Source organism: Vibrio hannami (assembly GCF_029589055.1).
Classification (GTDB): Bacteria; Pseudomonadota; Gammaproteobacteria; order Enterobacterales; family Vibrionaceae; genus Vibrio; species Vibrio hannami.
In genome coordinates this window covers 259,454-282,686 of the sequence record NZ_JARQZP010000003.1, presented here as the reverse complement: position 1 = coordinate 282,686, position 23,233 = coordinate 259,454, and the positions used below count along the sequence as shown (strand labels likewise).

The following is a 23,233-nucleotide window of genomic DNA, read 5'->3' as shown; positions in this document are numbered from 1 at the left end:
GTACAACACCATCTAATTGTATTGCTTCTTGATATTGAATCTAAGTTTAGTTGTGCTAGATTCATTTAAAAATCGGAACATTTTGAATTATTAATTCAAATTATTTGAACATGGAAGCAGATGCATCAGGCCATCACAATTGAAGCACTTCAGGCGTTAGACGCTATCGACAAAAAGGGCAGCTTTGCCGCTGCTGCAGAGTCTTTGTTTAAAGTACCTTCAGCACTCAGTTATACGATTAAAAAGCTTGAAGAAGACCTTGATATAACGCTATTTGACCGAAGTAAGCAAAGAGCACAGTTAACGCCCGCAGGGCGATTAGTACTGGAACAGGGCCGAGAAATCTTGCTCGCGACGAATAGGCTCATTGATTCAGTTAAGCAACTGGATTCTGGCTGGGAGCGAGAAATTCGTATCGCGCGCGATACCACAATATGCCAAGCGCCACTGTTTGATTTGGTCACTCAGTTCAATCAACTTGAACACAATGTCGACGTTACATTAGGCGTCGAAGTACTAGGCGGCGGCTGGGATGCTCTGCACAGCAGAAGAGCCGATATTGTTATTGGCGTATCCGGAGAGCTACCAAAAGGGCTGTTTAAAACCCACAAAATTGGGACACTCTCCTTTGTGTTTGCGGTATCAAGCCAACACCCGCTAGCAGGCTTCAAAGGTGTGATTGATAATGAACAATTGAGAAAATACCCTTCCGTTGTTGTCGCCGACACTTCGCAGATATTGCCTGTACGCGATAGTGGACTCTTCCAAAGTAAGCAGGTACTCAGAGTCAGTTCCATGGATAGCAAATTGGAAGGACAGCGCCAGGGCTTAGGCATAGGTTTTTTGCCACTACACATAGCAAAACCAATGCTGGATTCTGGTGAACTAGTCGAAAAACAGTGTGCAATCCCTCGCCCGGATCAGGATATCTATATCGCATGGCACAAAGACCAGCAAGGTAAAGCATTTGAGTGGTTTATCGAAAAGCTTTGTCAGGTCGGTTGGTTACAAAACCACTAATTCACTTGAGTTAAGCCAGCAAAAGGCGCAGAATGCGCGGCTACCTTCTAACTGAGTATCCAAACTATGAGTTTTTCCCAACTGGGCCTTTCTTTAGAAATCTTAAAAGCCATCAAAGAACAAGGTTATGACACACCATCCCCGATTCAACTGCAGGCGATTCCTGCTGTATTGGAGGGTAAAGATGTTATGGCCGCAGCCCAAACTGGCACAGGAAAAACTGCAGGTTTTACGCTGCCAATACTGGAAAAACTGAGTAGTGGACCAAGAGTTAAAGGTAACCATATTCGAGCACTTGTACTCACACCGACCCGAGAACTGGCAGCACAGGTTAACGACAGTGTAGTGAAATACAGCAAGTACCTACCACTACGTTCAAACGTTGTCTTTGGTGGCGTAAAGATAAATCCGCAAATGATGAACCTTCGCAAAGGCAGTGATGTACTGGTTGCGACACCGGGCCGCTTATTGGATCTGTACCAACAAAATGCAATTAAGTTTTCTCAGCTTGAGGTGTTGGTACTCGATGAAGCGGACAGAATGCTGGATATGGGGTTCATCCGGGATATTAAGAAGATCCTGGAGTTATTACCTGCTAAGCGACAAAACCTGCTGTTTTCGGCCACCTTCTCCGCCGAGATTCGTGAACTAGCGAAAGGACTGGTAAATAACCCGATAGAGGTTTCGGTAAACCCGGCTAACTCTACTGCAAGAACCGTTGAGCAATGCATTTATCCAGCAGATAAGCGCAAAAAAGCTCCCATGCTCAAAGAGCTGATACAACAAGGTGACTGGCAGCAGACACTGGTATTTTGTCGAACTAAACATGGTGCTAACCGCCTTTCTTATTACCTGAATGATCAAGGCATCACTGCAGCCCCTATTCATGGCAACAAAAGTCAGGGCGCACGAACCAAAGCACTGGCAGATTTTAAATCAGGAGATATCCGGGTTCTGGTAGCAACGGACATTGCAGCTCGAGGTATCGATATTCCACAGCTTCCACAGGTGGTGAACTTTGAGCTGCCTCATGTCGCTGAAGACTATGTTCATAGAATAGGAAGAACCGGTCGAGCTGGTGAAGTTGGTATGGCCTACTCTCTGGTATGCAAAGATGAAGCAGCCGAGCTGTTCGGTATTGAACGGTTGATTCAAAAAGTTCTACCTAGGTTAGAGCTAAAAGGTTACCCGGTAACCAACACCCTACCGGAATCAAAACTGGATACCCGTCCAATGAAACCTAAAAAGCCTAAAAAACCGAAAAAGCCTAAAGCAGACCACACAAACGGACAACGTTCAGGAGAGAATGCAAAAGGCCATAAGCCTGCAGGCAAAAACAAGCGCCATTTTAGTAAAGGAGGGTCGTCAACTTCTAACACTGGAAGCACCGAAAAACGTAGAAACCCACGTCCAAAAAATAAGTCTCGCCGTCCATCTGGAAATCAAGCGTAACCTGAGCGACTCACCACTATTTTGCTCACCTTTATTTGACAGTTAAAAACACCTTATATTACACTTTAACTGTCAATTAAATGGTGAGCATATGAACTTCTATTCAATAAACCAGTTAAGCGAGCTGGTAGAACTGCCTGTCAGAACAATACGGTTTTATATCCAGAAGCAACTGGTCGATCGCCCGATAGGTGAAAGAAAAGCCGCGAAGTACAGCGAACAGCACGTCGAACAATGCCTGCAGGTCAAGAAGTGGAGCCAGGCAGGTTTGTCTTTAGATAAAATCGCACTCGCTTTAAAAGAACCACCCTCCGATATCCCTGAACCTAAAAGAAAGCCAGGGGAAATCAACATGCTTACGTCCATTCATATTGCTCAGGGCATTGAGCTGCAGATAGATCAAAGCATAGCTCGCCTCGAACACACCACCATCCAATTAATCGCTGAATCCATACTTAAAACTCTGGAGAGCAAAGATGACTAATCATTTAAAGGGATTTACCAGCTCGCCCCTGACTGGTGTCAATATTAATATTAAATTCACACTGCCAATGGTAACCACAGAGCTGGTGCAGCGATTTTTTAATGACAGTGATACTGTTATAGAAGCGTGTTATCAGTTCCCTATTCCCCGTGAAGCTGTTGTCGGAAATGTTGAAGTTCTTATCAACGACAAACTCTATAAAGGGCAGGTATTAGAAAAATCCGAAGCCGAAGAACGTTATGAAGAAGGCATAGCAGAAGGCAAACGCACGGTTTTAGTCAAAGACATTGGCGACGGACTGTACGAACTCAATCTGGGAAACCTTGCTCCTGAAGAGAAAGCTGAAATAACTCTCACTATCCACCAGCTCTGCCATGTCGAAAGTGATCAAATACGTTATTACCTGCCTACTGTTATTGCTCCTCACTATGGTGAGAAAGATTTCTTTAGCTCCCCAGAACCTGTTGCCAATGCTCTCGTTAATTACCCTTTTACCGCCCAAGTCGAGACACCTAAGCAAACCAAGATTTGCAATTCATCTCATGCCATTAAGGTGGATGAAAACAGCAACATCCGTTTTTCTGGCTACCTAAATCAAGACATCAAATTCTATCTGAAATGCGAAGAGGTAACCTCAAACTTTATCACAGCGGCATTTGGTGACCAATTCGCGACTCTAGGTAGTATCATTCCCAAAAAAGAAAGCCACTTTGACTCGTACTCAAACCGCGCGATTCAGCTTCTGGTGGATTGTTCAGGGTCGATGTCAGGCGTATCCATTGAGCATGTGTCATCGGGTTTGCAGGAAATATTTACAGAATTTCCGACAAGCAGGCCAGTAAACCTTATTGAGTATGGTTCAGAACCTAACAGTGTCCATAACCAACCTCTTCCCTTAACTGAAGATATACTTGAAGCCGTTAATTCTCTCGACGCAGACTTAGGCGGAACTAACATCGAAGACGCACTTAAATTGGCTATCGACCAACTACAACACTCAAAAATGGACGGTGATATTGTTCTTCTGACCGATGGTCAGGTATGGGAAGACGAGCGAATTAAAGCGTTGACGTCCAAAGCAAAGATTCTTGGTATTCGTATATTCTCGATTGGCGTTGGGTTTGCAATATCTGAGTCAGTACTTCAGCGGCTATCAGGTAAAACTGGTGGAACATTAACGCTGGTTAATCCCCACGAGAACATGGCTAATGCCCTCTATCGGGTAATCATGCAATCTAGCAAGATCAGTCAGCCCGGAACAATCAAAGTATCTCCGGCAATGCCAGCGCGCGACAAGATACACCGCCCAGGTTACTTCTATTCAAAGCAGAGTAGCCCAGTTGCGATGTTGACCGACGATCAACCAGATTCAGTGTCAGCCAATGATTCGGATACGGTCTCTGTGTTACTGGCTCCTGAATCTATGCACGAACCCGTGTCCCAACTAGTCGCAAAGTTACTTATCGATCAGATGGAGAATGAACAGGAGACCGATGCAATAAAACTCGCTACACAAGCCAATATTATTTCACGCTACACTAGCTATAGCATGGTCAGCGATGAAACGGTTGCTCTGGCTGATGGCCTACCTGAACTTGCTGCCGTACCTCAAATGGAGAAGAGGAGTTACTCACAAGCATCATCAACCTTGAAGTGTGAACAAGAGGCCTCTTATCTGGATATACCACCATTTCTTCGCAGAACGGCAGACCCTGAGCCCTTACCAGATATAAGCGATGCGCTGTTAGATGCAATAGAAGCCAAAGGAGACAGCAGGCTGCTAAAACGAGCCAAACGCATCAGAAAAGTGAAGCTTTACTATAATCTAAGCGATCTTGAACAACGTCTGGACAGAAGAAGTGACCATGCCCGCCCGGCGAAAGAGACATTGTGTTACAGCTACCTAGTAAGCCAGGGGTATGATATTGACGAAATCAATAGTTACCAGCTAGAAAGTGAAATGGCAAACTGCGCATCGTTTATATTGGCTCTGGCTGAAGAAGCTAACTACTTCTTTAATACACGGGTATCTAAGCTGCTTAAGGCAAAGTTAATATAGTGTTCGGCCTAGTAATGGCTGCGTAAATGCAGCCATTATACTCAAACGAGCTCAAGATGAGCTCCCGAAGGGGAGTTTTATTGCCTGATATCGCTTAAGAAGCGACGATATTCCTCATTATTGGCAAGTTGGCTAATCCCCTGAGCAATAAGTGCATCTATAGTTTCAGGCGGCAAGCATAAATCAGTCGGTATATTATTAAAAAAATCTTTTTCGCTCTTGTCCGATATTTCTTTCAAATTGATATCAACAAAATAAGAAGATACAGGTGTTCCAGGACTAGAATTTCTTTGGCCAGCTTGTTTAATCGTTTCTTTAATCAAACTTTTAGAAACATCATTATAGCGATGAATCTGTATATCCGTCATTGAATCTATTGTAGTCGCTAGGTTAGGCTCGAAAGAGGAGCTATCCAATTTTGAAAATGGCTTAACCGAAGCATCAATAGATATAACCATTATGTGAGATTTAATATCTGAACGATTAAATTTTAGGTGGCTATCTTTCTTTGCAGTCAATAAATCGCGAATAGCGACTAACCCCAGGTTATCCGTAATCCCACCATCTACCAAGTGTACATATTGTCGCTTCGATTTTTCACTGTAGCTTTTTAACCCTTCAACTGTCGATTTCTCGATACTGCTCGCGTACTCGCTCGACTCTAAATCAAGCAAGTTTGGGGGATCACAGCCTTCGTGGTTCTTTAAGAGAATAGGGCTGAACAAAACGGGAACAGCAGAAGAAGCAGCAACAGCGCTTGCCACCGAATAGCTTGATAGATCTGTACACAATAAATCAAAGTATTCTTGAATAAATGGAAAGTGGACTCCACCACCCATATCGGTAGCATTAATTATGATTAAGGGACTCTCTTCTTGATTGAAATCGGCAAAAGTAGCATCTGCAAATAACTTTTCTCGATAATAGCCTACCACCTCATCAGTTCGTCCATTAAAAGATAGCCACTGTCTTGGGCTAAATGCTCGCCAAAACAGATCCGTGCCTACGTCGTGAGAAAGAAAATCCTCCTCAAAGTTGGTGAATATTTTATCCCCATACAAACCATAATATGCAGCAGTAAAGCTCCCTCCAGAAACAGCGCTAATTACGTCCACTTCACTTAACAACGATTCATCTATGCCATCATGAGTTACGATTTGTTCTTTTAAAGCTTTTAGCACACCATAAGAGAACGCCGAAGCTCTACTGCCTCCACCGGACATTGCTAATATTATTGTGTAATTGCCGTTGTCATGTTTGGCGGCCGCATTTGAATAAGAGTAGTGATCGTTTGAGATGCTGCCATTGGGTAAGCTAATCAACAGGTCGTTAGTTGGAGTTCTATCGGGGTCAGGTACAATTGCTATAACTGTTGCAACCACAATTAAGAGGAGAATAAAAATAGACCGTGAGCGCATGATGTTATCCTTACAGGGCTCGTATATCAAAAACCCAATCAAGGTGTTCTTGATACCTTTCCCTAGTTAAAGCGAGACTTCAGGACGGTAGAAACACTTTCTTGTTCCGAAACACAGAAAGGTACACAATATGTTAGGAGAAAATTTGCACCCATTACACTTTCTAAGTTATTGGATAAGAACTTTTCGCCATGGTTAAACGCCACTAATAGCCCCGCCACAACCAATGAAACTGTCAAAACTCGCTTAAATATCGCGTGTTCTACTGCCGATTTTAGAAACTTATTGATATACATTTTAAGCCTACAAATAGAAATTGAACAATCGTTCAGATAAACTTATCAACGTCCTAGTAGAGATACAAATCCAATTTCTAATAACTCATATCCATTAGTTATTGTCGGAAATTGTGTGATCGTAAGGCGGAATCATAAGATTTAACTCCAGTTGAAGGTGAAAAAGCTGAAAGACAAAGTTTTAGTAAGCTACGTTGAAAATAGTTCGGAAGTGTTTGGGCTGTTCAATCTCATCAAGCATAGCAACAGCAAAGTCTTCAGCACTGATGTTACTTTTACTGCCATCTTTATTGGCCAGCATTGTTCTTCCGGCTAGCCGAAAACTTCCGGTACGCTCTCCTGGTGCTATCATTCCTCCTGGTGCCAACACCGTAAAGTCGATATCTGCAGAGAGCATTTGAGCATAGGCGCGACGCATACCTGTTGCTTCTGGCAGAATGCTCGCTGGAGTCAACTCTAACGCGCTGGTTCCATCTGGCATTTGTAGTGAGCTTCCACCACCCACCGTCAACAAGCGTTTTCCCGCCTTTATTTGAATATCAATAAGTAGCTGAGTAAAAGCTTCCGCTTCTTTGACCGCATCATCTGTGTTACGCGGGCTTAGGGCAGATACAATCACATCGGCATGCGTCGCAAGCTCTATGACAGAAGGAATGTCATATACATCGGCTTTAACACAATCAACCTGGTCGTTATTTTTTATTTTGTCTGTGTTACGGGCAACTGCGATAACGTTATGTTTACGCGATGTCGCTTCGTCCAGAATACGGCTACCGATCATACCACTCGCTCCAATTAGCAATATTTTCATCAAAAATCTCCTTAAGTAATAAATTCAATTAAACAATTAGATATTAAAGTAACTAAATCAGTAATCTGGCTGCTTCTGGATTGTTGTAAAACTCTGTATGGTCAACCTGTTCAATGCTGTCGCCTATCACTTTTAAAATGGTTGGCACTCCGATGGAGCCAACTCGTTGCATCAATTCAATCGCCTTGCTTGAAGCAGCTTTCACTTTGTCGGCCATTACCTCACTACCAACGAGCTCTGCTTTTTCTTTCGGCACTCCCTCTGCAATCAGGGTATCAACAACATGCTGGCGATTTTGAGCTGAAATTCCTTCAACAAAGCCTTTTTCTTCCAAGCGTTTGCAAATGGAAAGCTCCTTCTCAGGACCTAGCTCACGAACCAAAGCAGCGGCTTGTGCAGAATAGGTAGAATCTAATATCTCGGAATCTGAGCGCACGATATTCTCGTTATACGCCTTACTGAAAGTTTGACCTGTTAACTCTTTAATTTTCGCGTCTGCTTTCAAAACGTATTCTCCTTTTCCTTCAGTCATTCGAGGCGCATTTTCCCCCTCAAATAGATGGCGGTGTAACAATTCCACTTCCGCACCGTATCTGATTAGAGCGTCAAATACTGGAGCTGCGCCGTAGCACCAACCACAGTACGTGTCATAGATGATGATAAATTTACTATCGGCCACAACTGCCTCCTCTTGCTTCACTTAATAGTATCTACAAAGGAAAATATACAGGCTCCATTTTGTATGGTATACACAGATAATGTGGAATAACTATTCGCTTTTAACTGACAATGATTTCTGAATTACGCTTTAACTTAAATCGTCTCGCCTATTTTGTTGCTATTGTTGAAGAAAAAACAATCACAGCAGCTGCCAAGAGACTAAACCTCAGTAAGGCTGTAGTGAGTAAGCAGTTACAATTACTTGAAGAAGAACTGGGCGCGACTCTATTGGTCCGTAATACCCGTCATATGCATACAACGGATGTAGGGCAGGCATTTTATCTTCACAGTAAAGATCTACTCAATCAGGCTCGTGCTACATTTGAATCTGTCATTGAAAGAAGTAAAGAGCCTTCAGGCGTGATACGGTTAACGGCTCCGGTAGATTTTGGCATCAACAAACTTGCACCTTTTATTTCCGAATTCAGCCAACGTTACCCGAATATTGAAATCGAAGCACAACTGAGCGATGATCGACTCGATATCGTTGCTCACCGCTTTGATCTGTCATTTCGTATCGGTTGGCTTGAAGATTCTAGCAACAGGGCCCGAAAAATTGGAACCTTTAGGGAAGTCGCAGTAGGCTCAACCACTTTTGTAGATAAATGGCAACCCACTAACCCTTCCGATTTATCCAAGCTACCGTTTGTTTCGTACAATGGGATTGAATCCAGTCATCGTGTGTTTACAAGGGATAGCCAAGAACATGACGTCGCTCTTAACTCAAATGTTACGTTCAATGTAACTGTTGCGGTAAAAGAAGCGCTCTATTCCGGTCAACATTTTGCTATTCTCCCTGATTTTACTATTCAACAAGATATAGTTAAGGGGAAGTTAATTGAAATTCTGCCAGACTGGAAACTTAAGACTGGAGGAATACACGTCGTAAGTCCTCCAAGCCGACTTCGCACGCGTGCAATTCAGATATTTTTAGATGAGTTAACCAAACAAGACAGTCTAATGCTTATTTGAATAAGTTAGCTTATATTAGCTAATCTATTTCTTTTTACAAAGGGCTTCATTTTTGAGTATGTGTATTATGTGTTGAGTTGTAACAAGGTTATGAGTTTTTGATCAGCTTTAATCTAACTTAGATGCGTCTTCAAGAACTCAATAAACACTTTTGTTTTTGCAGGCATCACTCTACCGCTTGGTATTAATGCATTCACAGGGGGGCCAGATATTGATGTGCTAGGGAGAAGTTCTACCATGTCTCCACTTTTTAGCGCTTGGCTAACCGCTTTGTCATACACTTGCGCAATGCCTAAGCCTGATACAACGGCATCAACTAACGCCCTTCCATCATTAAATACCGCTATTGGTGATATTGATATTTCAGAGGTTTTTCCGCTAGCGTCTTTAAAAAGCCACGGGCGGATTTTCCCAGTTGGAGCTCGAAAGGCTACGGAGTTATGATTGCGCAACGCATTTAAGTCTTTGGGGGCACCAAATTCTTCTATGTATCTTGGAGAGGCGCAAAGTATTCTTTTGGCCTGACCTAAGCTTTTAGCAACAAAAGAGCTATCATCCAGTTCTCCAATCCGAACTACAACATCCCATTCTCCTTGAACAGCATCCTCAAATCGGTCTGTAAGAGATAGCTCAACCGTCACTTTAGGGAAATTATCGGTAAATTCTCTCAATGTATTAACGATATTGCGCCCAATTGCGTTAGGAAGATTCACTCGCAGTTTACCTGTCGGCTCGTCTTTTCTTGCTTCTAATAAGAGCCTCGTTTCATTAATGGTATCTAGCGCGTGCTTCGCGGCCTCAAAATAAATCCTTCCTTCTTCCGTCAAACTAACTGAGCGCGTTGTGCGATTAAACAGCTTTAACCCTAGCTCCGCTTCAAGCTTTCTAACGGCTTTCCCAGTTCCTGATTTCGTTGAGTTAAGGGAAGCTGCTGCTAAGGTAAAGCTACTAAACTCAGCGACAGCAACAAATGCAACCATTTCATTCATGAGTGCGTTTTTAAACATAATTGTGTCCAATTAGGATACTATGAATATCAAAATAGCATGTTTACCCCTTAAATAAAAACCAATAATCTTACCTCACTGGTTCGAAGCACAAGCTTATACAAGCAATACGCTTCAATACGGTGCTCAGAATTAAACAGAGTATGTGTGTTCTGAACTTAACCGAATATGAAATCAACTTGAGGAAGAAACATGTCTCTACAAAAACAACTAGATACTTTTAAAGAACAATTCAAGAAGCAAGCTCCTGCACCCGCTTATGAAGCATTCAATCGCTCAACACAAGAGCTGATTGAAAGTGGCCAAGCAGATAATGCCCTAAAGGTCGGAAACGAAGCCCCTGATTTTGTATTAAGTGACTCTGAAGGTAATGACGTCGCCCTTAAAACACTATTGGCTAACGGTCCTGTTGTAATTAGCTTCTATCGCGGCGTGTGGTGCCCATACTGCAACATCGAGTTGCAAGCTCTGGAAGCGGCTGCAAAGGATATTGCAGCCAAAGGGGCAACCCTTGTTGCTATTTCTATGCAGGGTGCTGCGGACAGCCGTAAGTCTCAACGTGACAATAACCTTAGCTTCCCAATTCTGACTGACAATGCTGGAGAACTAGCGAACAAGTTCGGTATTCGTTGGCAGGTTCAGGATTATGTCATCGAGTTTAAGAAAATGTTCAATGTTGTTCTTCCTGATATCCATGGTGATGGTCAATGGAATCTACCGATGCCTGCGCGTTATGTGATAGACACAGACGGAACAATTGCCTATGCGGAAGTAAATCCAGATTACACGCAACGACCAGAGCCGAGCGACCTGTTCCCTGTACTCGATTCACTTACAAAAAAATAAGCTCTGTTACGCAGCGCTAAAAAATTAAGTCGCAATATTAAATAGCTTAGATATTTATTCTCATGATAGGGGTGGCAGTAGCCGCGCTCGCTCACCCCATTAAAAATGAATTTAGAAGGTAAGTAAGATGAAAAAGCAATCCATTAATAAATAAGCGATAAGCTGCAGCTTCTCAGTTAGCTCTACATAAAACAGATCTGATATCTTGATTCAGAAATAGGGGGAGTTGTTCAGTTTCAGTTGGATTGACCACCTTTAGAAACGGTGGTCATCGATCTTTTCGAATACCTAAAGTTATCTGAGGAGCAACCTCAAGTTAAGCTATAACAACCTTTACACCTTTCTCTTCAAATGCCTGAACCTGCTCGCCTTTGATGCCATCATCCGTAACCAAAATGTCGATGGTTTCTGTCGCTAACACTCTGTTAAAACCAACACGCCCCACCTTCGTTGAATCGACAACGGCAACAATGCTTCGTGCGCAAGCCGCCATTACCGCACTGATGGAGTACCCTTCATTAAACGTAGTAATGCCTTTGTCGGGCTCGATGCCATCTGCACCGATAAATAGCATGTCAGCAGAAACACCATCGAGACACTGTTCAGCCTTAGTACCGTGAAGAGATTTAGTCTTGGCACGATAGGTACCACCACAAATAACGAGGGTGGTATTAGGTGCATCAGCAAGAGCCTGCGCAGCAGGTAGATTATTGGTAATGGCAATCACACCACCATGTTCAGCGATGTGATTCGCTACGAGATGTGTTGTACTACCGCTGTCAAGTATTACTGAGCTGCCCGGTGATACCATATCAGCAGCAGCGACGGCAATGCGTTCTTTAGCACTCGCATTAATCTTGTATCGACTTTCGAGCTTAATTTCGCTTTCAGGCTCTTTAATGGTATGAGGCAATGAGTCTAATGACTGTGCCCCACCGTGAAATCGTTTAAGTTTGTTTTCTTTCTCAAGCTTACGAAGGTCTGCGCGAACAGTCACTTCTGAAGTATTAAAGTAATCAACCAGTGCTTTCACTTCAACTCTGCCGTGTAGACTGAGTTGCTGCAATATGTATTCGTGTCTCTCTAGAACGTTCATTCTATACGTAGCCTTGCATTTTCGTTTTGTTTTTATTCACAAAGCGATTATGCATTTTGAAAAGCCTTACGTAAAGAGTCGTAACTCTTCAAAATATGAACCAACCCTAAACTAGAACGACTTCGATTCCTTTTGCCTGAAACTTTTTAATGTACTCTTTCGATATATTGGTATCAGTAACCAATACGTCTATGAGTTCAATATCCAGCACACGGTTAAAACCAACCCGCCCCATCTTAGACGAATCGACAACGGCGACTATTTTGTTGGCGCATGCGGCCATCACCGCACTAATCGTGTAGCCTTCGTTAAACGTTGTAATTCCTTTATCTGGATCAATACCATCTGCTCCCAAAAACAGCATATCAGCCGAGACACCATCTAAACACTGTTCGGTTTTTGAGCCATGGAGAGACTTCGTTTTACTTCGGTAAGTTCCTCCACAAATCACTAAGGTCGTATCCGGAGCCTCTTTTAAAGCATCTGCCGCGGCAAGGTTATTAGTAATGGCAATAATCCCACCGTTTTGTGCAAGTTCCTCGGCTACAAGATGAGTTGTACTGCCGCTGTCTATAATGATTGAGTCGCCAGTTCTTGCAAACTCCGCCGCTTTTTTGGCGATACGCTCTTTTGCACTAGTGTTAATTTCGTACCGACTTTCCAGAGTCACTTCGTTAAGGGAAATATAATTATTGCTGTTGGTAACCAACGGTAAAGTTTGCAGTGCCTGAGCTCCGCCATGATATCGGCGTAGCTTGTTAGTTTGTTCCAGTTTTCTTAAATCACCTCGAATCGTCACTTCAGACGTATCAAAAATCTCAACTAAATCTTTTACTTCTATACGTCCTCGTTCTTCGAGCAACTCAAGAATGCTTTCATGTCGTTCCAGCACATTCATTTGATTCGCCCTCCGGCACGCTAAAAAACAGGAAACCTGCTATCCCCCATGTGCCTAATAACAGGTTTCCCCAGGGGTTAAGAGGCGATTTGCCCGTCAAGATCCCAAAGGTCTTCCCACCCTTTTGCACCTTCCCACAGGAATACCTGTCCTTTAATCAGTCGACAGTTTTTATCGATCTTGGAGATAGCTTCCATTTCCTCGTCCGTTAGAGGATTTTCGGTAATGCATTTCAGATTGGTGTAGTACTCATTTTCACGAACAGAGAACGGAATAGGAACATGACCACGTTGTGCAGCCCATTTAATGCAGACAACCGCTGGATGAACACCCAGGCGTTTTGCCGCCGCAACAATTACTGGATCTTCGATATCAACAGTGTCGTCTTCTGTCGTATCACGATCTGGACGAGTCGGAGAACCTATCGGGCAAAAGCCAATTGGCAACACTTCTTTTGATATTAGATAGTTATAAAACTCTGTCTGCTGAAAATGAGGATGACATTCGAACTCATTTACAACTGGCTTAATACGAGCATCCTGAAGAAGCAGCTCCATTTTTGCCTGGGTCATATTTGATGTGCCGATGCTTTTCACCAGTCCCATATCGACCAGTTGCTCCATCTGACGCCATGTATTCATAAAGTTTTCATGAATATATGGTTTAGCATCAGCGCTACGCGAATCAACATCACAGCCTGGCGCATGATAATTAGGGAACGGCCAGTGAACCAAATACAAATCAAGATAATCTAATTGCAGATCCGCTAGAGTCTGTTTGCACGCCTCGATAACATCATCGTGTTGGTCATTCCATACTTTTGAATCGATAAACAGCTCTTCCCTTGGAATGCCTCCGTCCATCATCTGCTTAAACATTTCACCGATAAGTTTTTCGTTACCGTATACGGATGCGCAATCAAAGAAACGGAAACCAATTGACGCTGCGCCTAATACCGCTTGTGATACTTCTCCTGCTGAAAAACGGTCTGAACCAAACGTACCCATACCTATCGCAGGCATCTTCTGACCATTTGCCAGAACCTTATATGGGATTGAGCTCTGTTCAACTGCGTTCTCTGAGATTTTGAATTGAGACATGTTTAAATCCTTTTTCAAGCTATGCCCCTTTCATCACCAAAAGGGGCATCTCTTGCTTTCTAGTTAATATCTATTAGTAAAGTACTGCTTTCGCTTCTTTAGTACCGATGTTGTCTTTAGTTACGAAAACAACACCTGTATCGATAAACTTCTCAACTTTTTCACCTTTAAGAATCTTGTCGATTGCCATCACGCCTTTGTTACCCATGGCATAAGAAGACTGAACTACGATGCCGTTAAGAGTACCGTCCTTAACGAACTCCTGAAGGTCAGCGTTACCATCGAAACCTACCGCAACTACTTTACCTGAGTAGCCTTGCTGCTTAAGTGCACGACCCATACCAATCGCAGTTGGCTCATTTGAACCGAAGATAGCAACAAGATCCTGGTTAGAAGCAAGTACGTCGATAGTCTGGTTAAGCGCAGTTACCATGTCAGCCTGAGAGTAGAATGGACCAATTACATCTGCACCCGCTTTCTTAACTTCATCCATAAAACCACCATCACGGTCGATAGCAGAACCCGCACCAGGAGTGAATGACATCATTGCTACTTTATCTACTTTCTTGCCGGATGCTTTCAGGTCTGCAAGTAGTCGCTGAGCCGCCAGCGCACCTGCTGCACGGTTGTCTGTAGCAAGGAATGATTGATAGTATTTGCCATCACTCGCAAGACTTGAGTCGATTAGCACGACTGGAATGCCTGATTCCCACGCTTTTTTAACTGAAGGGATTAACGCGTTTGGATCCGATGGCGCAAGAACAATACCAGATACACCACGGTTTATAGCGTTATCGACCATGTTTACCTGCTCTGCTACGTTAGTTTCAGCTTCAGGTCCCTGGAACGTAACACTGTACTGAGGAAGCGCTTTGTCTGCATCCTCTGCACCGCCACGAACGTTTTGCCAGAAGTTAGAGTTCGCAGTTTTTACGATAACAGCGATTTCATTTGTTTTCGCCATTACACCCGGTACCGCAAATACTGTGGTAAGACCTATCATTGCAACCATTGCGAGTTTTTTCATTGTTTCGCCCTCCTTGTTAGGCGCTTTATTCTTTGTAGGTACAGCTTTTGGTTTATTTACTTGGTTTTGACGTAGCTGATCAAAAGCTACGGTCATGATAATCACGCTTCCTATAATGATTTGTTGTACAAAGAAGGAAACGCCATTCATGTTCAGACCATTTCTCAGCACACCCATAATGAACGCACCAATCAATGTTCCAGGGATAGTACCGACACCACCCATTAATGACGTACCGCCAACAACCGCACTGGCGATAGCATCAAGTTCATACATAACACCACCGTTTGGCTGAGCGGTAACCAGCCTTGATGCAAGTACGACACCTGTCAGACCTGCCATCAAACCACTAGCGGTGTATGCGTATACCTTGACTCTGTCAGTTTTAATTCCTGACAAACGTGCTGCTTCTTCATTTGAACCGATAGCATATAGGTAGCGACCTACGCGTAGCTTAGTCAGAGCAAATGTAAACATCGCAGCAATAACAACCATCAGAATGACCGGGTAAGGAATACCAGGAAACTTCACTAGCGGTAGACCATTCGCACCCACTTCAACCACTCTAAATAGAGCTCCATTACCTAGGTTAGAGAATGACTCAGGCATACCGGATACTGGTGCAGCATTTGTTACGTAAAGGGCGATACCGCGCGCAATCATCATCATTCCAAGAGTTGCGATAAAAGGAGGAAGACGTAACTTAGTAACAAAGAACCCGTTTACCGCGCCGCAAGCCGCACCCGTTGCAAGGCCTAGTAACATACCAATAGGAACTGGAACTCCAGCTTTAACGGCCATGCCTGCAGCTACACCAGCGAGCGCGACAACAGAACCGATACTCAAGTCGATACCGCCCGTTAGAATTACGCAGGTTACACCGATACCAATAAAGGCGATGGTTGAGGTCTGCAGACCAATTGTCATTAAGTTGTTTAGCGTAAAGAAAAACTCATTAGTAATCGTGAAGGCGATAAACAGACAGATCAGCCCTCCCAATGCAGCCAGTTTTTGCAGCATCATTTTTTGCTTATCAGTCATTTAAGCCACCTCGTATTCATGCTTGAACATATGTTTTACACCCGTCGCGTAGTGCATTATTTCTTCCTGATCGGTTTTTCTGGTGTCGAGTAATCCTGTCATCTCACCTTCTTTCATTACCAGTACCCGGTCAGACATACCCAGAACCTCGGGCAATTCCGAAGAAATCATGATTACGCCAACTCCTTGTTTAGCCAGCTCGTCTAGTAGTTGGTATATGGCATATTTCGCTCCAACATCGATACCCCTTGTTGGCTCATCGAAAATCATCACGCGCGCGTCGCGGAATAACCATTTCCCAATAACGACTTTCTGTTGGTTACCTCCGCTCAAATTACTAACCAACTGCTCGATAGTTGGAGTTTTGATCTCCATCTTATCGATAAAGGTCTTTGATGCTGTTCGCTCTCTCTCTGAGGAAATAACGCCAAACTGGTTAGAGACTTTGTCCATCGAAGCCATAGTGATATTTTCTTTAATGGACATTTTTACTGCGACGCCATTTAGCTTCCGGTCTTCCGAAAGATACGCAATACCGGCCTTGATAGAGTCGGCGGGTGATTTGATCGAAATCTGTTCGCCGTGGATATAGATGTCTCCACCATCAAGCGGATCCGCACCAAAGATTGAACGAGCTAGCTCTGTCCTCTTTGCACCAACCAGACCTGTGATGCCTAATATTTCACCCTTAAGGACATCGAAATTAAGTGGTTTAAACACTCCAGTTCGCTCAGCATTCATCACGGACATGATGATCTCATCCTGAACCTCTGCAGTTTTGGGAGGGAAGTGGTTGTCCAGTGAGCGTCCAACCATACGCGCGATAATTTCGTCCATAGTGACATCTGCGAATTTATGGTCAGAGACGTAAGTTCCATCGCGGAAAATAGTGATATGGTCACATATTCTCTTTAACTCATTCATCCTATGTGAAATATAAACAATGCATACACCTTGAGATTTAAGCTTATTTACTAGTTCAAATAACTTTTCTATCTCTTTTTCTGTTAGCGCAGAAGTAGGTTCATCCATTATTAATACTTCAACATCAAATGATAGCGCTTTGGCAATTTCTACCATTTGTTGTTTGGCAACAGACAATGTATTTACGATATCATTTGGATCAACGTCTATATCAAATATTTTAAGTAGTTCACCTGCCTCTTTAACCATCTTCTTTTTGTCGATAATGCCATTCACCAGGGGCTCTCTGGCAAAAAATATGTTTTCAGCAACGGATAAATGAGGAATTAAATTCAACTCCTGGAATATCATACTGATTCCGTTTTGTTGCGCTTCTAGTACGGATGAAAATGTTCGCTCTTCACCTTTATAGAAGATGGTTCCTTCATCTGCTTCATGTACGCCTATCAACACCTTCATCAGCGTAGATTTTCCTGCACCGTTTTCTCCCATCAACGCGTGTACTTCTCCTTTTCGTAGCGAGAAATTAACGTTGCTCAAAGCCTGAACCCCCGTAAAGGCTTTGGAGATATTGCGCATTGTCAATAATGTGTTCGTCATACGTAGCCTCCGAGCTACCCGTTCTTGCTTCAATCTAAAGGTGTAACACCTTTTTTAAGAATGATATTTCCGTATTTTCTTGTTGTTCCTGTTACAACAACACAAGTTGCAGATTTGGCTCTCTTATAAAAATCAAATCTATCTATATACGTAATATTCACTTCATCTGGTAGCTCACTAGAGTACTCTTCCACTAAGCCTTCTGGTAATTCATCACCTTCAACTGGTGCCATCATCACGACTTTGTCATCGACATATTGATCCAGTTCAAATAAAGGAATAACTGCATTTAACATTTGAGAAACTTCAATTCCATCGGCTCTAAATATATTCTCGTTACAGCTATATGCTGGAAAGTGCGCATCACTGAATACTATTTCATCACCGTGTCCCATTTTATGTAGCTCCCTTAATAAATCGGGAGATATAAGTGGACTGATATTTTTCAACATTGCTCTTTGCCCATTATTTTCTATTATTAAATTCGTCCCTGGCTTTTGCAGACTAATATCTTTTGCTCTATCACTTCTGCCATAGCCGCTTTCGCTGCCACGTTGTATTCTCGTGGGTCATTTACTTTAGGGTTATCACTGAATACCTGTTTCAGGGTGTCCGCATATGCAATTTTCAGTTCAGTCGCCACGTTCACTTTACATATACCCATATCAATACAGCGTGAAACATCTTCATGTGGTACCCCAGAAGCTCCGTGTAGAACTAAAGGAATATCAATCAGATCACGTATTTTCTTAAGACGCTCGAAGTCCAGTTTCGGCGTTTCTTTGTACATTCCGTGTGCCGTGCCTATAGCGATAGCCAAAGAGTCAATATTGGTATCCTGAACCAGTTTTAATGCATCTTCTGGTACGGTGTATGGATCGTTTGCGACTTCAACAATCAGGTCGTCTTCCTGTCCAACCAACTGCCCGATTTCAGCTTCAACACTGCAACCAAAGCGGTGGCATAGTTCGACAGCCTGTTTTGTAAGCGCAATGTTTTCCTCCAGCGGTAAACCACTACCGTCAATCATGGCCGAGCGAATACCACTACGAACTTTATATTCAATGTCGCCAAGGTCATGATGATGATCCAGGTGAAGCACCACTTGCATATCCCTGTCACGCGCCGCCGTATCTACAATACTGATCATCTCAGGAATACCACCGTACTTATATGTACCAGGGGTTCCAGCAACGATAACTGGCGATCCGAGTCTTTTAGCTGTGTCCAGCACAACGTGTACGGTTTCCAGGTTGTGAACATTAAATGCAGGTATCGCATAACCGTTCTTTTGAGCATCTTTTAGTAGGTAGTTACTGTTAATCAGGTTGTTCATTTCTCTTCTCCCCAAGCAAGTAGTATTTTCCCTTCTGAAGGGGCGCCCTGAAGTTTGCTAACTTTTTCGATGTACTCTGCCGGTGCAAAGCTCCCTTCGGTTAGCATGTCAATATCAATTAAATTCTTCTGGAATAACTCAGCAGTTAGTTCCCACTCTTTCCCTGGATAAGGTGCTGAGTAATTCATCCAACTACCAAACAGTGTCAGTTCTTTTCTCAGAATGATTTCAAACTCTTTGTAGGTCATATGGAGGTCTTTATGCAGCGTACCTACAAGACCAACTTGTGCTCTAGGTCCCGCCAGTTGGGTTGCCAGTTTTACCGTTATAGGTGTACCGGCTGTTTCCAGTATCAGTTGTTCTTCCAAAACGGTTACATTCGCAAGAAACGAATCAATTTCATCTGCATTTAAAGAGTTGATGCAAATATCAGCTCCTAGCTGCTTTGCTTTATCCAGTTTCGCGTCGTTTATATCTACTGCCGTTACTGTCTTAGCACCCAAAGCTTTCGCCGACTGAAGTGCCAGTAATCCAATAGTACCTACACCGATAACAACAACGTTTTTGTCCTGACAACCTCCAGCCATCAGTATCGGATGAATGCCAACTGTAACGGGTTCAAAAAAAGCACCCTGTTTGGCAGAGATTCCTTCAGGTAACACAAAGCAACTTTTTTCCGGTACTGCTACATACTCAGCATTTCCTCCCGGCTTACGAGAACCGACAAAGCTGTAATTCTTACAGAGAGAAAACTGTCCTTTTTCACAACGTACGCAATTGAAGCAAGGAACCAGTGGAGCACAGGAAATAACATCTCCTTTCTTGATAGACGTAACATCGCCTCCCAAATCAACCACTTCGCCAGAGAACTCATGCCCTAAAGTAATTGGGTAGTAATGCGCTCCATCGTTAAAAATTCTTGGCAAATCAGAGCCGCATAGACCTGAATAGAAAACTTTGACCAATACGTCTGTGGACGAAACTTCTGGCACTTCAGTTTCTTCGATTGCAAGTTGATCGTTACTTTCTACAATCACCTGCACCATGTTTTGTTGCATTTTGCTACTCCCATCACGGCAACTTACGTTTTCGTGCTTAATCATATTCTTTCGAATAATTTCTTAGTATCAATTTAACTGGTTCCAAGTATAATAACGAAAGATTTCGATAACCAACGAAAGTTTACGGTTTTGAAATGTCGGTCACACTTTTCGTGTGCTTTCTAATATTTTCTACTCGTAAGGAGTCAAAAGTGTATATCGGTATAGATTGTGGAACACAAGGAATAAAGGTCGCAATTTGGAATGGTGAAACAGACATACTTGGGGTTGGTTATAACACCTACCCCTTAATAAGTGATGATACGGGGTTGAAAGAGCAGGAGCCCTCCTGGTGGCTTGAAAGCCTAATAACAGCAATGGATGAAGCTTTCAACAAAGCTCAGATAGCTCGAACAGAAATTAAAGGAATCGGTGTTTCAGGACAGCAGCATGGCCTTGTACTGCTAGACAATAATAACGAAATAATTCGCCCTGCAAAGCTATGGTGTGATACCCAGCCAACAGATATTTTGAAGAATTTCACATCTGAAAATGCTCTCGATTATAGCAACACCATTGGTATTAATGTTCCCGTTGCTTTCACAATAGCCAAGTTACTGTGGACAAAAAAACACAAACCGGAAGACTTCGGAAAAATTTCGAAAATAATGTTGCCTCACGAATATATAAATTACTGGCTAACTGGAAACTATTTCGCCGAAGCTGGGGATTCTTCTGGCACTGGTTACTTTGATACCTACAGCAAAAAGTGGAGTACTAAACTTTTCGAATTAATTGGAATGCCGGACTCTTTCGTTTTACCTGAGCTCATCAGTTCGGAGCAATGCCACGGAACCATTCGCCCCAAACTAGCTAAACAACTTGGGTTATCAGAATCTGTTGTGGTATCCAGTGGTGGTGGTGACAATATGATGGCAGCAATAGGTACAGGTAACGTATCAAAAGGTTTACTCACTATGAGCCTGGGCACATCTGGAACGGTTTACTCTCACACCTTGGAACAAGTTGATAGTACAACTTACCCAGATCTGAACGCATTTTGTTCTTCGACGAATGGCTATCTACCACTAGCAAGTACAATGAACGTAACCAGTGCTACCACTGCCTTTCGAAACCTGTTAAACACTGATATACCTACTTTTGAACAGATGATATCTAGGGTACCTGTTGGTTCAAACGGAATAACCGTAATGCCATACTTAGCTGGTGCACGCCTACCAAACGTACCCAAAGCGAAAGGGGCCATTTTCGGTTTAACTTCAGATAACCTGAACCAGGAAAACCTGCTTCGTGCCGCGGTAGAAGGAGTGACTTATAACCTTGCGAAGGGTGTTGATGTTCTTTCCCAAGCAGGATTGAGTTTTGATTCTGTAATTCTTATCGGTGGAGGCTCAAATAGTGCTACCTGGCGTCAGATGATTTCAAACGTAACCGGGCTTACAGTGAATGTGCCAGACTCTGGCGAAGCAGCTGCATTAGGTGCAGCAATGCAAGCAAAATGGGCATACAGTCACCGAGTCGACTCTTCCCCTATCAGCATTGCAGATATCTGTTCAATAGGAATTAAGCTTAACCCTTTATTAGCCGCAGCACCTGATCTAGAAGCACATTCGCGCTATCAAGAACTTTATACGCAATACCATCAGGAAGTTGAACAATATGTGAAGGGATTTTAATCCCTTCATAACGAAAAAAGACCTGCTTATTGCAGGTCAAACCCTCTACTGAAAAGTGAGTTAAAGGACTAGAGATTAAACTGGGTTGCAGCCATACGCGTAGTCGCTCAACACCCCTTGAATTTTGCTAATCATAAGATCTTTTGGTGTTGCTTCCATCTGTCCTGCCACTACGTTTTTGTACTGTTCAGGCAAATACTGGCTCAACATGCCAAGTGGTATGCTCTTCATCTCCAGATTAGTTAATAACTTATCCATAGAAGAGGCAATTCTTTCATGAGTCCAATAGTACCGCACTCTATCAGACAGGCTGTAGTTCAGGTCAACCATCGCTTCAGAGTGACGCTCACTGTAGTAAGCTTTCCAGTACGTTTGATCATCTAATAGAACTTCATGAATAACGTCTTTAACATGGCTTTTCTGTTCTGACGGAACAAGTTCATTTTCGATGTCTGCAAGAGCAAATACCGCCTCACGTAAGGCAAAGGTTAACGCCGGACCAACTTTTAAGATTGCATAGTGATCGCGAACCAACTCTCTAAAAGCCTCTTTCGTCTGATAATCAGTCGAATGAGCTTCGTACACATAATCAGTACTTTCGATATATTCCGAAAGCAATTTCGCTTCGTCAGATTTATAGTGAATAACGCTGGAGTGGTCGAACTCCACACCAGGCTGAACCACCACGCCAACTATCCTTTGCAACGCTTCTTCTATTCCTAGTTTTGTAAAAGCCTCAACATGAGTAGAAATGGTACGTGCTGCGTCAGGTACTGTTGTTACGTGTACCGTATTTATTGCTTCCTTTTTCTCCCCCAGGTACAGGTACTTCAGTACCAATCACGTACGTAAGGTTCTCTTTTTGTTCTGATGAAGCTGCATTCTCTGCTACCTGACACAAAATGGCAGCCCGTTCCGCGACAATCACAGGGTCAAGAGGCACTTCATCGTCAGCGCACGACATGGAAGCATCAAGGTGAATCTTACTAAATCCAGCCTTAACGTATTCATGTATAAGCGTTTTTGACTTTTCCATAGCTTCTGCAGCAGGCTCTTTCTGCCAACAATTTGGTCCTAGATGGTCACCACCTAGTATTACCCTATCCATTGGAAAACCAATACTCTTAGCAATGCCTTCTACAAATCGAACAAAGTCAGCAGGTTTCATTCCTGTATACCCACCAAACTGATTAACCTGATTAGACGTAGCCTCAATTAGTACCTTGTTTCCAGTTTCTAATTCAAACTTCAGAGTTGCTTCAATAACTAGTGGGTGAGCAGAACATACAGAATAGATACCGATATGCTCTCCATTCTTATGCCTTTCAACGATGCCTTTCATCTTTCGAATACCTTTCAAATAATCCTGTTAATTATTTTTGATCACAA

20 protein-coding genes and 1 pseudogene are annotated in these 23,233 nt (G+C 43.0%); 7 read left to right on the top strand and 14 right to left on the bottom strand.

The features are described 5' to 3' along the window. Window positions 1-120: 120 nt before the first annotated feature. From P7F88_RS02770 to P7F88_RS02755, 4 genes are all read left to right on the top strand, one after another. Complete coding sequence (locus P7F88_RS02770) at window positions 121-1,020, top strand: LysR family transcriptional regulator (protein WP_277821826.1); 900 nt, start codon at window positions 121-123, stop codon at window positions 1,018-1,020. Window positions 1,021-1,086: 66 nt separating this feature from the next. Continuing rightward, a complete protein-coding gene (locus P7F88_RS02765) occupies window positions 1,087-2,472 on the top strand; it encodes a DEAD/DEAH box helicase (protein ID WP_277821825.1) in 1,386 nt (461 codons plus the stop codon). Between the two features lie 91 nt (window positions 2,473-2,563). Next, the gene (locus P7F88_RS02760) at window positions 2,564-2,956 is read left to right on the top strand and encodes a helix-turn-helix domain-containing protein (protein WP_277821824.1); all 393 of its coding nucleotides are present in this window, start codon (window positions 2,564-2,566) and stop codon (window positions 2,954-2,956) included. After that, on the top strand, window positions 2,949-5,015 hold the full coding sequence (locus P7F88_RS02755; RefSeq protein ID WP_277821823.1) for a VIT and vWA domain-containing protein: 2,067 nt from the start codon (window positions 2,949-2,951) through the stop codon (window positions 5,013-5,015). Before P7F88_RS02760 ends, P7F88_RS02755 begins: the two co-directional genes overlap by 8 nt. 77 nt (window positions 5,016-5,092) lie before the next feature. Here P7F88_RS02755 and P7F88_RS02750 read toward each other — a convergent pair whose 3' ends face one another. The 4 genes from P7F88_RS02750 to P7F88_RS02735 all read right to left on the bottom strand — a co-directional run bounded on the left by P7F88_RS02750 (window position 5,093) and on the right by P7F88_RS02735 (window position 8,219). After that, window positions 5,093-6,433 (bottom strand): patatin-like phospholipase family protein, encoded by a 1,341-nt coding sequence (locus P7F88_RS02750; protein ID WP_277821822.1) that lies wholly within the window; start codon window positions 6,431-6,433, stop codon window positions 5,093-5,095. Between the two features lie 62 nt (window positions 6,434-6,495). After that, window positions 6,496-6,729: a nitrate/nitrite transporter NrtS gene (gene nrtS / locus P7F88_RS02745; protein ID WP_277821821.1), complete on the bottom strand. Its 234-nt coding sequence runs from the start codon at window positions 6,727-6,729 to the stop codon at window positions 6,496-6,498. Window positions 6,730-6,910: 181 nt separating this feature from the next. Further along, the gene (locus tag P7F88_RS02740) at window positions 6,911-7,540 is read right to left on the bottom strand and encodes an NAD(P)-dependent oxidoreductase (protein WP_277821820.1); all 630 of its coding nucleotides are present in this window, start codon (window positions 7,538-7,540) and stop codon (window positions 6,911-6,913) included. A gap of 52 nt (window positions 7,541-7,592) precedes the next feature. Then, on the bottom strand, window positions 7,593-8,219 hold the full coding sequence (locus P7F88_RS02735; RefSeq protein ID WP_277821819.1) for a DsbA family protein: 627 nt from the start codon (window positions 8,217-8,219) through the stop codon (window positions 7,593-7,595). A gap of 110 nt (window positions 8,220-8,329) precedes the next feature. Between P7F88_RS02735 and P7F88_RS02730 the strand changes: the two genes are divergently transcribed. After that, window positions 8,330-9,232, top strand: a complete 903-nt coding sequence (locus tag P7F88_RS02730) for a LysR family transcriptional regulator (RefSeq protein ID WP_277821818.1) — start codon at window positions 8,330-8,332, stop codon at window positions 9,230-9,232. A gap of 113 nt (window positions 9,233-9,345) precedes the next feature. Here the strand turns inward: P7F88_RS02730 and P7F88_RS02725 are convergent, their stop codons facing one another. Next, window positions 9,346-10,239: a LysR family transcriptional regulator gene (locus tag P7F88_RS02725; protein ID WP_277821817.1), complete on the bottom strand. Its 894-nt coding sequence runs from the start codon at window positions 10,237-10,239 to the stop codon at window positions 9,346-9,348. 192 nt (window positions 10,240-10,431) lie between these two features. Here P7F88_RS02725 and P7F88_RS02720 point away from each other — a divergent pair, with 192 nt between their 5' ends. Next, complete coding sequence (locus P7F88_RS02720) at window positions 10,432-11,085, top strand: peroxiredoxin-like family protein (RefSeq protein ID WP_277821816.1); 654 nt, start codon at window positions 10,432-10,434, stop codon at window positions 11,083-11,085. Between the two features lie 316 nt (window positions 11,086-11,401). Here P7F88_RS02720 and P7F88_RS02715 read toward each other — a convergent pair whose 3' ends face one another. The 8 genes from P7F88_RS02715 to P7F88_RS02680 all read right to left on the bottom strand — a co-directional run bounded on the left by P7F88_RS02715 (window position 11,402) and on the right by P7F88_RS02680 (window position 20,165). Next, complete coding sequence (locus P7F88_RS02715) at window positions 11,402-12,181, bottom strand: DeoR/GlpR family DNA-binding transcription regulator (protein ID WP_277821815.1); 780 nt, start codon at window positions 12,179-12,181, stop codon at window positions 11,402-11,404. A gap of 106 nt (window positions 12,182-12,287) precedes the next feature. After that, window positions 12,288-13,079, bottom strand: coding sequence for a DeoR/GlpR family DNA-binding transcription regulator (locus tag P7F88_RS02710; RefSeq protein ID WP_277821814.1), 792 nt, complete (start codon window positions 13,077-13,079; stop codon window positions 12,288-12,290). 77 nt (window positions 13,080-13,156) lie between these two features. After that, a complete protein-coding gene (locus tag P7F88_RS02705; RefSeq protein WP_277821813.1) occupies window positions 13,157-14,179 on the bottom strand; it encodes an aldo/keto reductase in 1,023 nt (340 codons plus the stop codon). 73 nt (window positions 14,180-14,252) lie between these two features. After that, window positions 14,253-16,247 (bottom strand): substrate-binding domain-containing protein, encoded by a 1,995-nt coding sequence (locus P7F88_RS02700; protein ID WP_277821812.1) that lies wholly within the window; start codon window positions 16,245-16,247, stop codon window positions 14,253-14,255. Beyond that, window positions 16,248-17,771 carry a sugar ABC transporter ATP-binding protein gene (locus P7F88_RS02695; protein ID WP_277821811.1) on the bottom strand — a complete coding sequence of 508 codons (1,524 nt, stop codon included), beginning with the start codon at window positions 17,769-17,771 and terminating at the stop codon, window positions 16,248-16,250. It lies immediately after the preceding gene. A gap of 29 nt (window positions 17,772-17,800) precedes the next feature. Beyond that, a complete protein-coding gene (fucU, locus tag P7F88_RS02690; protein WP_277821810.1) occupies window positions 17,801-18,223 on the bottom strand; it encodes an L-fucose mutarotase in 423 nt (140 codons plus the stop codon). A gap of 26 nt (window positions 18,224-18,249) precedes the next feature. Beyond that, a complete protein-coding gene (gene gatY / locus P7F88_RS02685) occupies window positions 18,250-19,107 on the bottom strand; it encodes a tagatose-bisphosphate aldolase subunit GatY (RefSeq protein ID WP_277821809.1) in 858 nt (285 codons plus the stop codon). Next, window positions 19,104-20,165, bottom strand: a complete 1,062-nt coding sequence (locus P7F88_RS02680) for an alcohol dehydrogenase catalytic domain-containing protein (RefSeq protein WP_277821808.1) — start codon at window positions 20,163-20,165, stop codon at window positions 19,104-19,106. The genes gatY and P7F88_RS02680 overlap by 4 nt, the downstream gene beginning before the upstream one ends. 194 nt (window positions 20,166-20,359) lie before the next feature. Between P7F88_RS02680 and xylB the strand changes: the two genes are divergently transcribed. Beyond that, complete coding sequence (xylB, locus tag P7F88_RS02675; protein ID WP_277821807.1) at window positions 20,360-21,844, top strand: xylulokinase; 1,485 nt, start codon at window positions 20,360-20,362, stop codon at window positions 21,842-21,844. Window positions 21,845-21,919: 75 nt separating this feature from the next. Here the strand turns inward: xylB and gatZ are convergent. Further along, window positions 21,920-23,195 (bottom strand): annotated as a pseudogene (gene gatZ / locus P7F88_RS25735) (tagatose-bisphosphate aldolase subunit GatZ). Window positions 23,196-23,233: the final 38 nt, after the last annotated feature.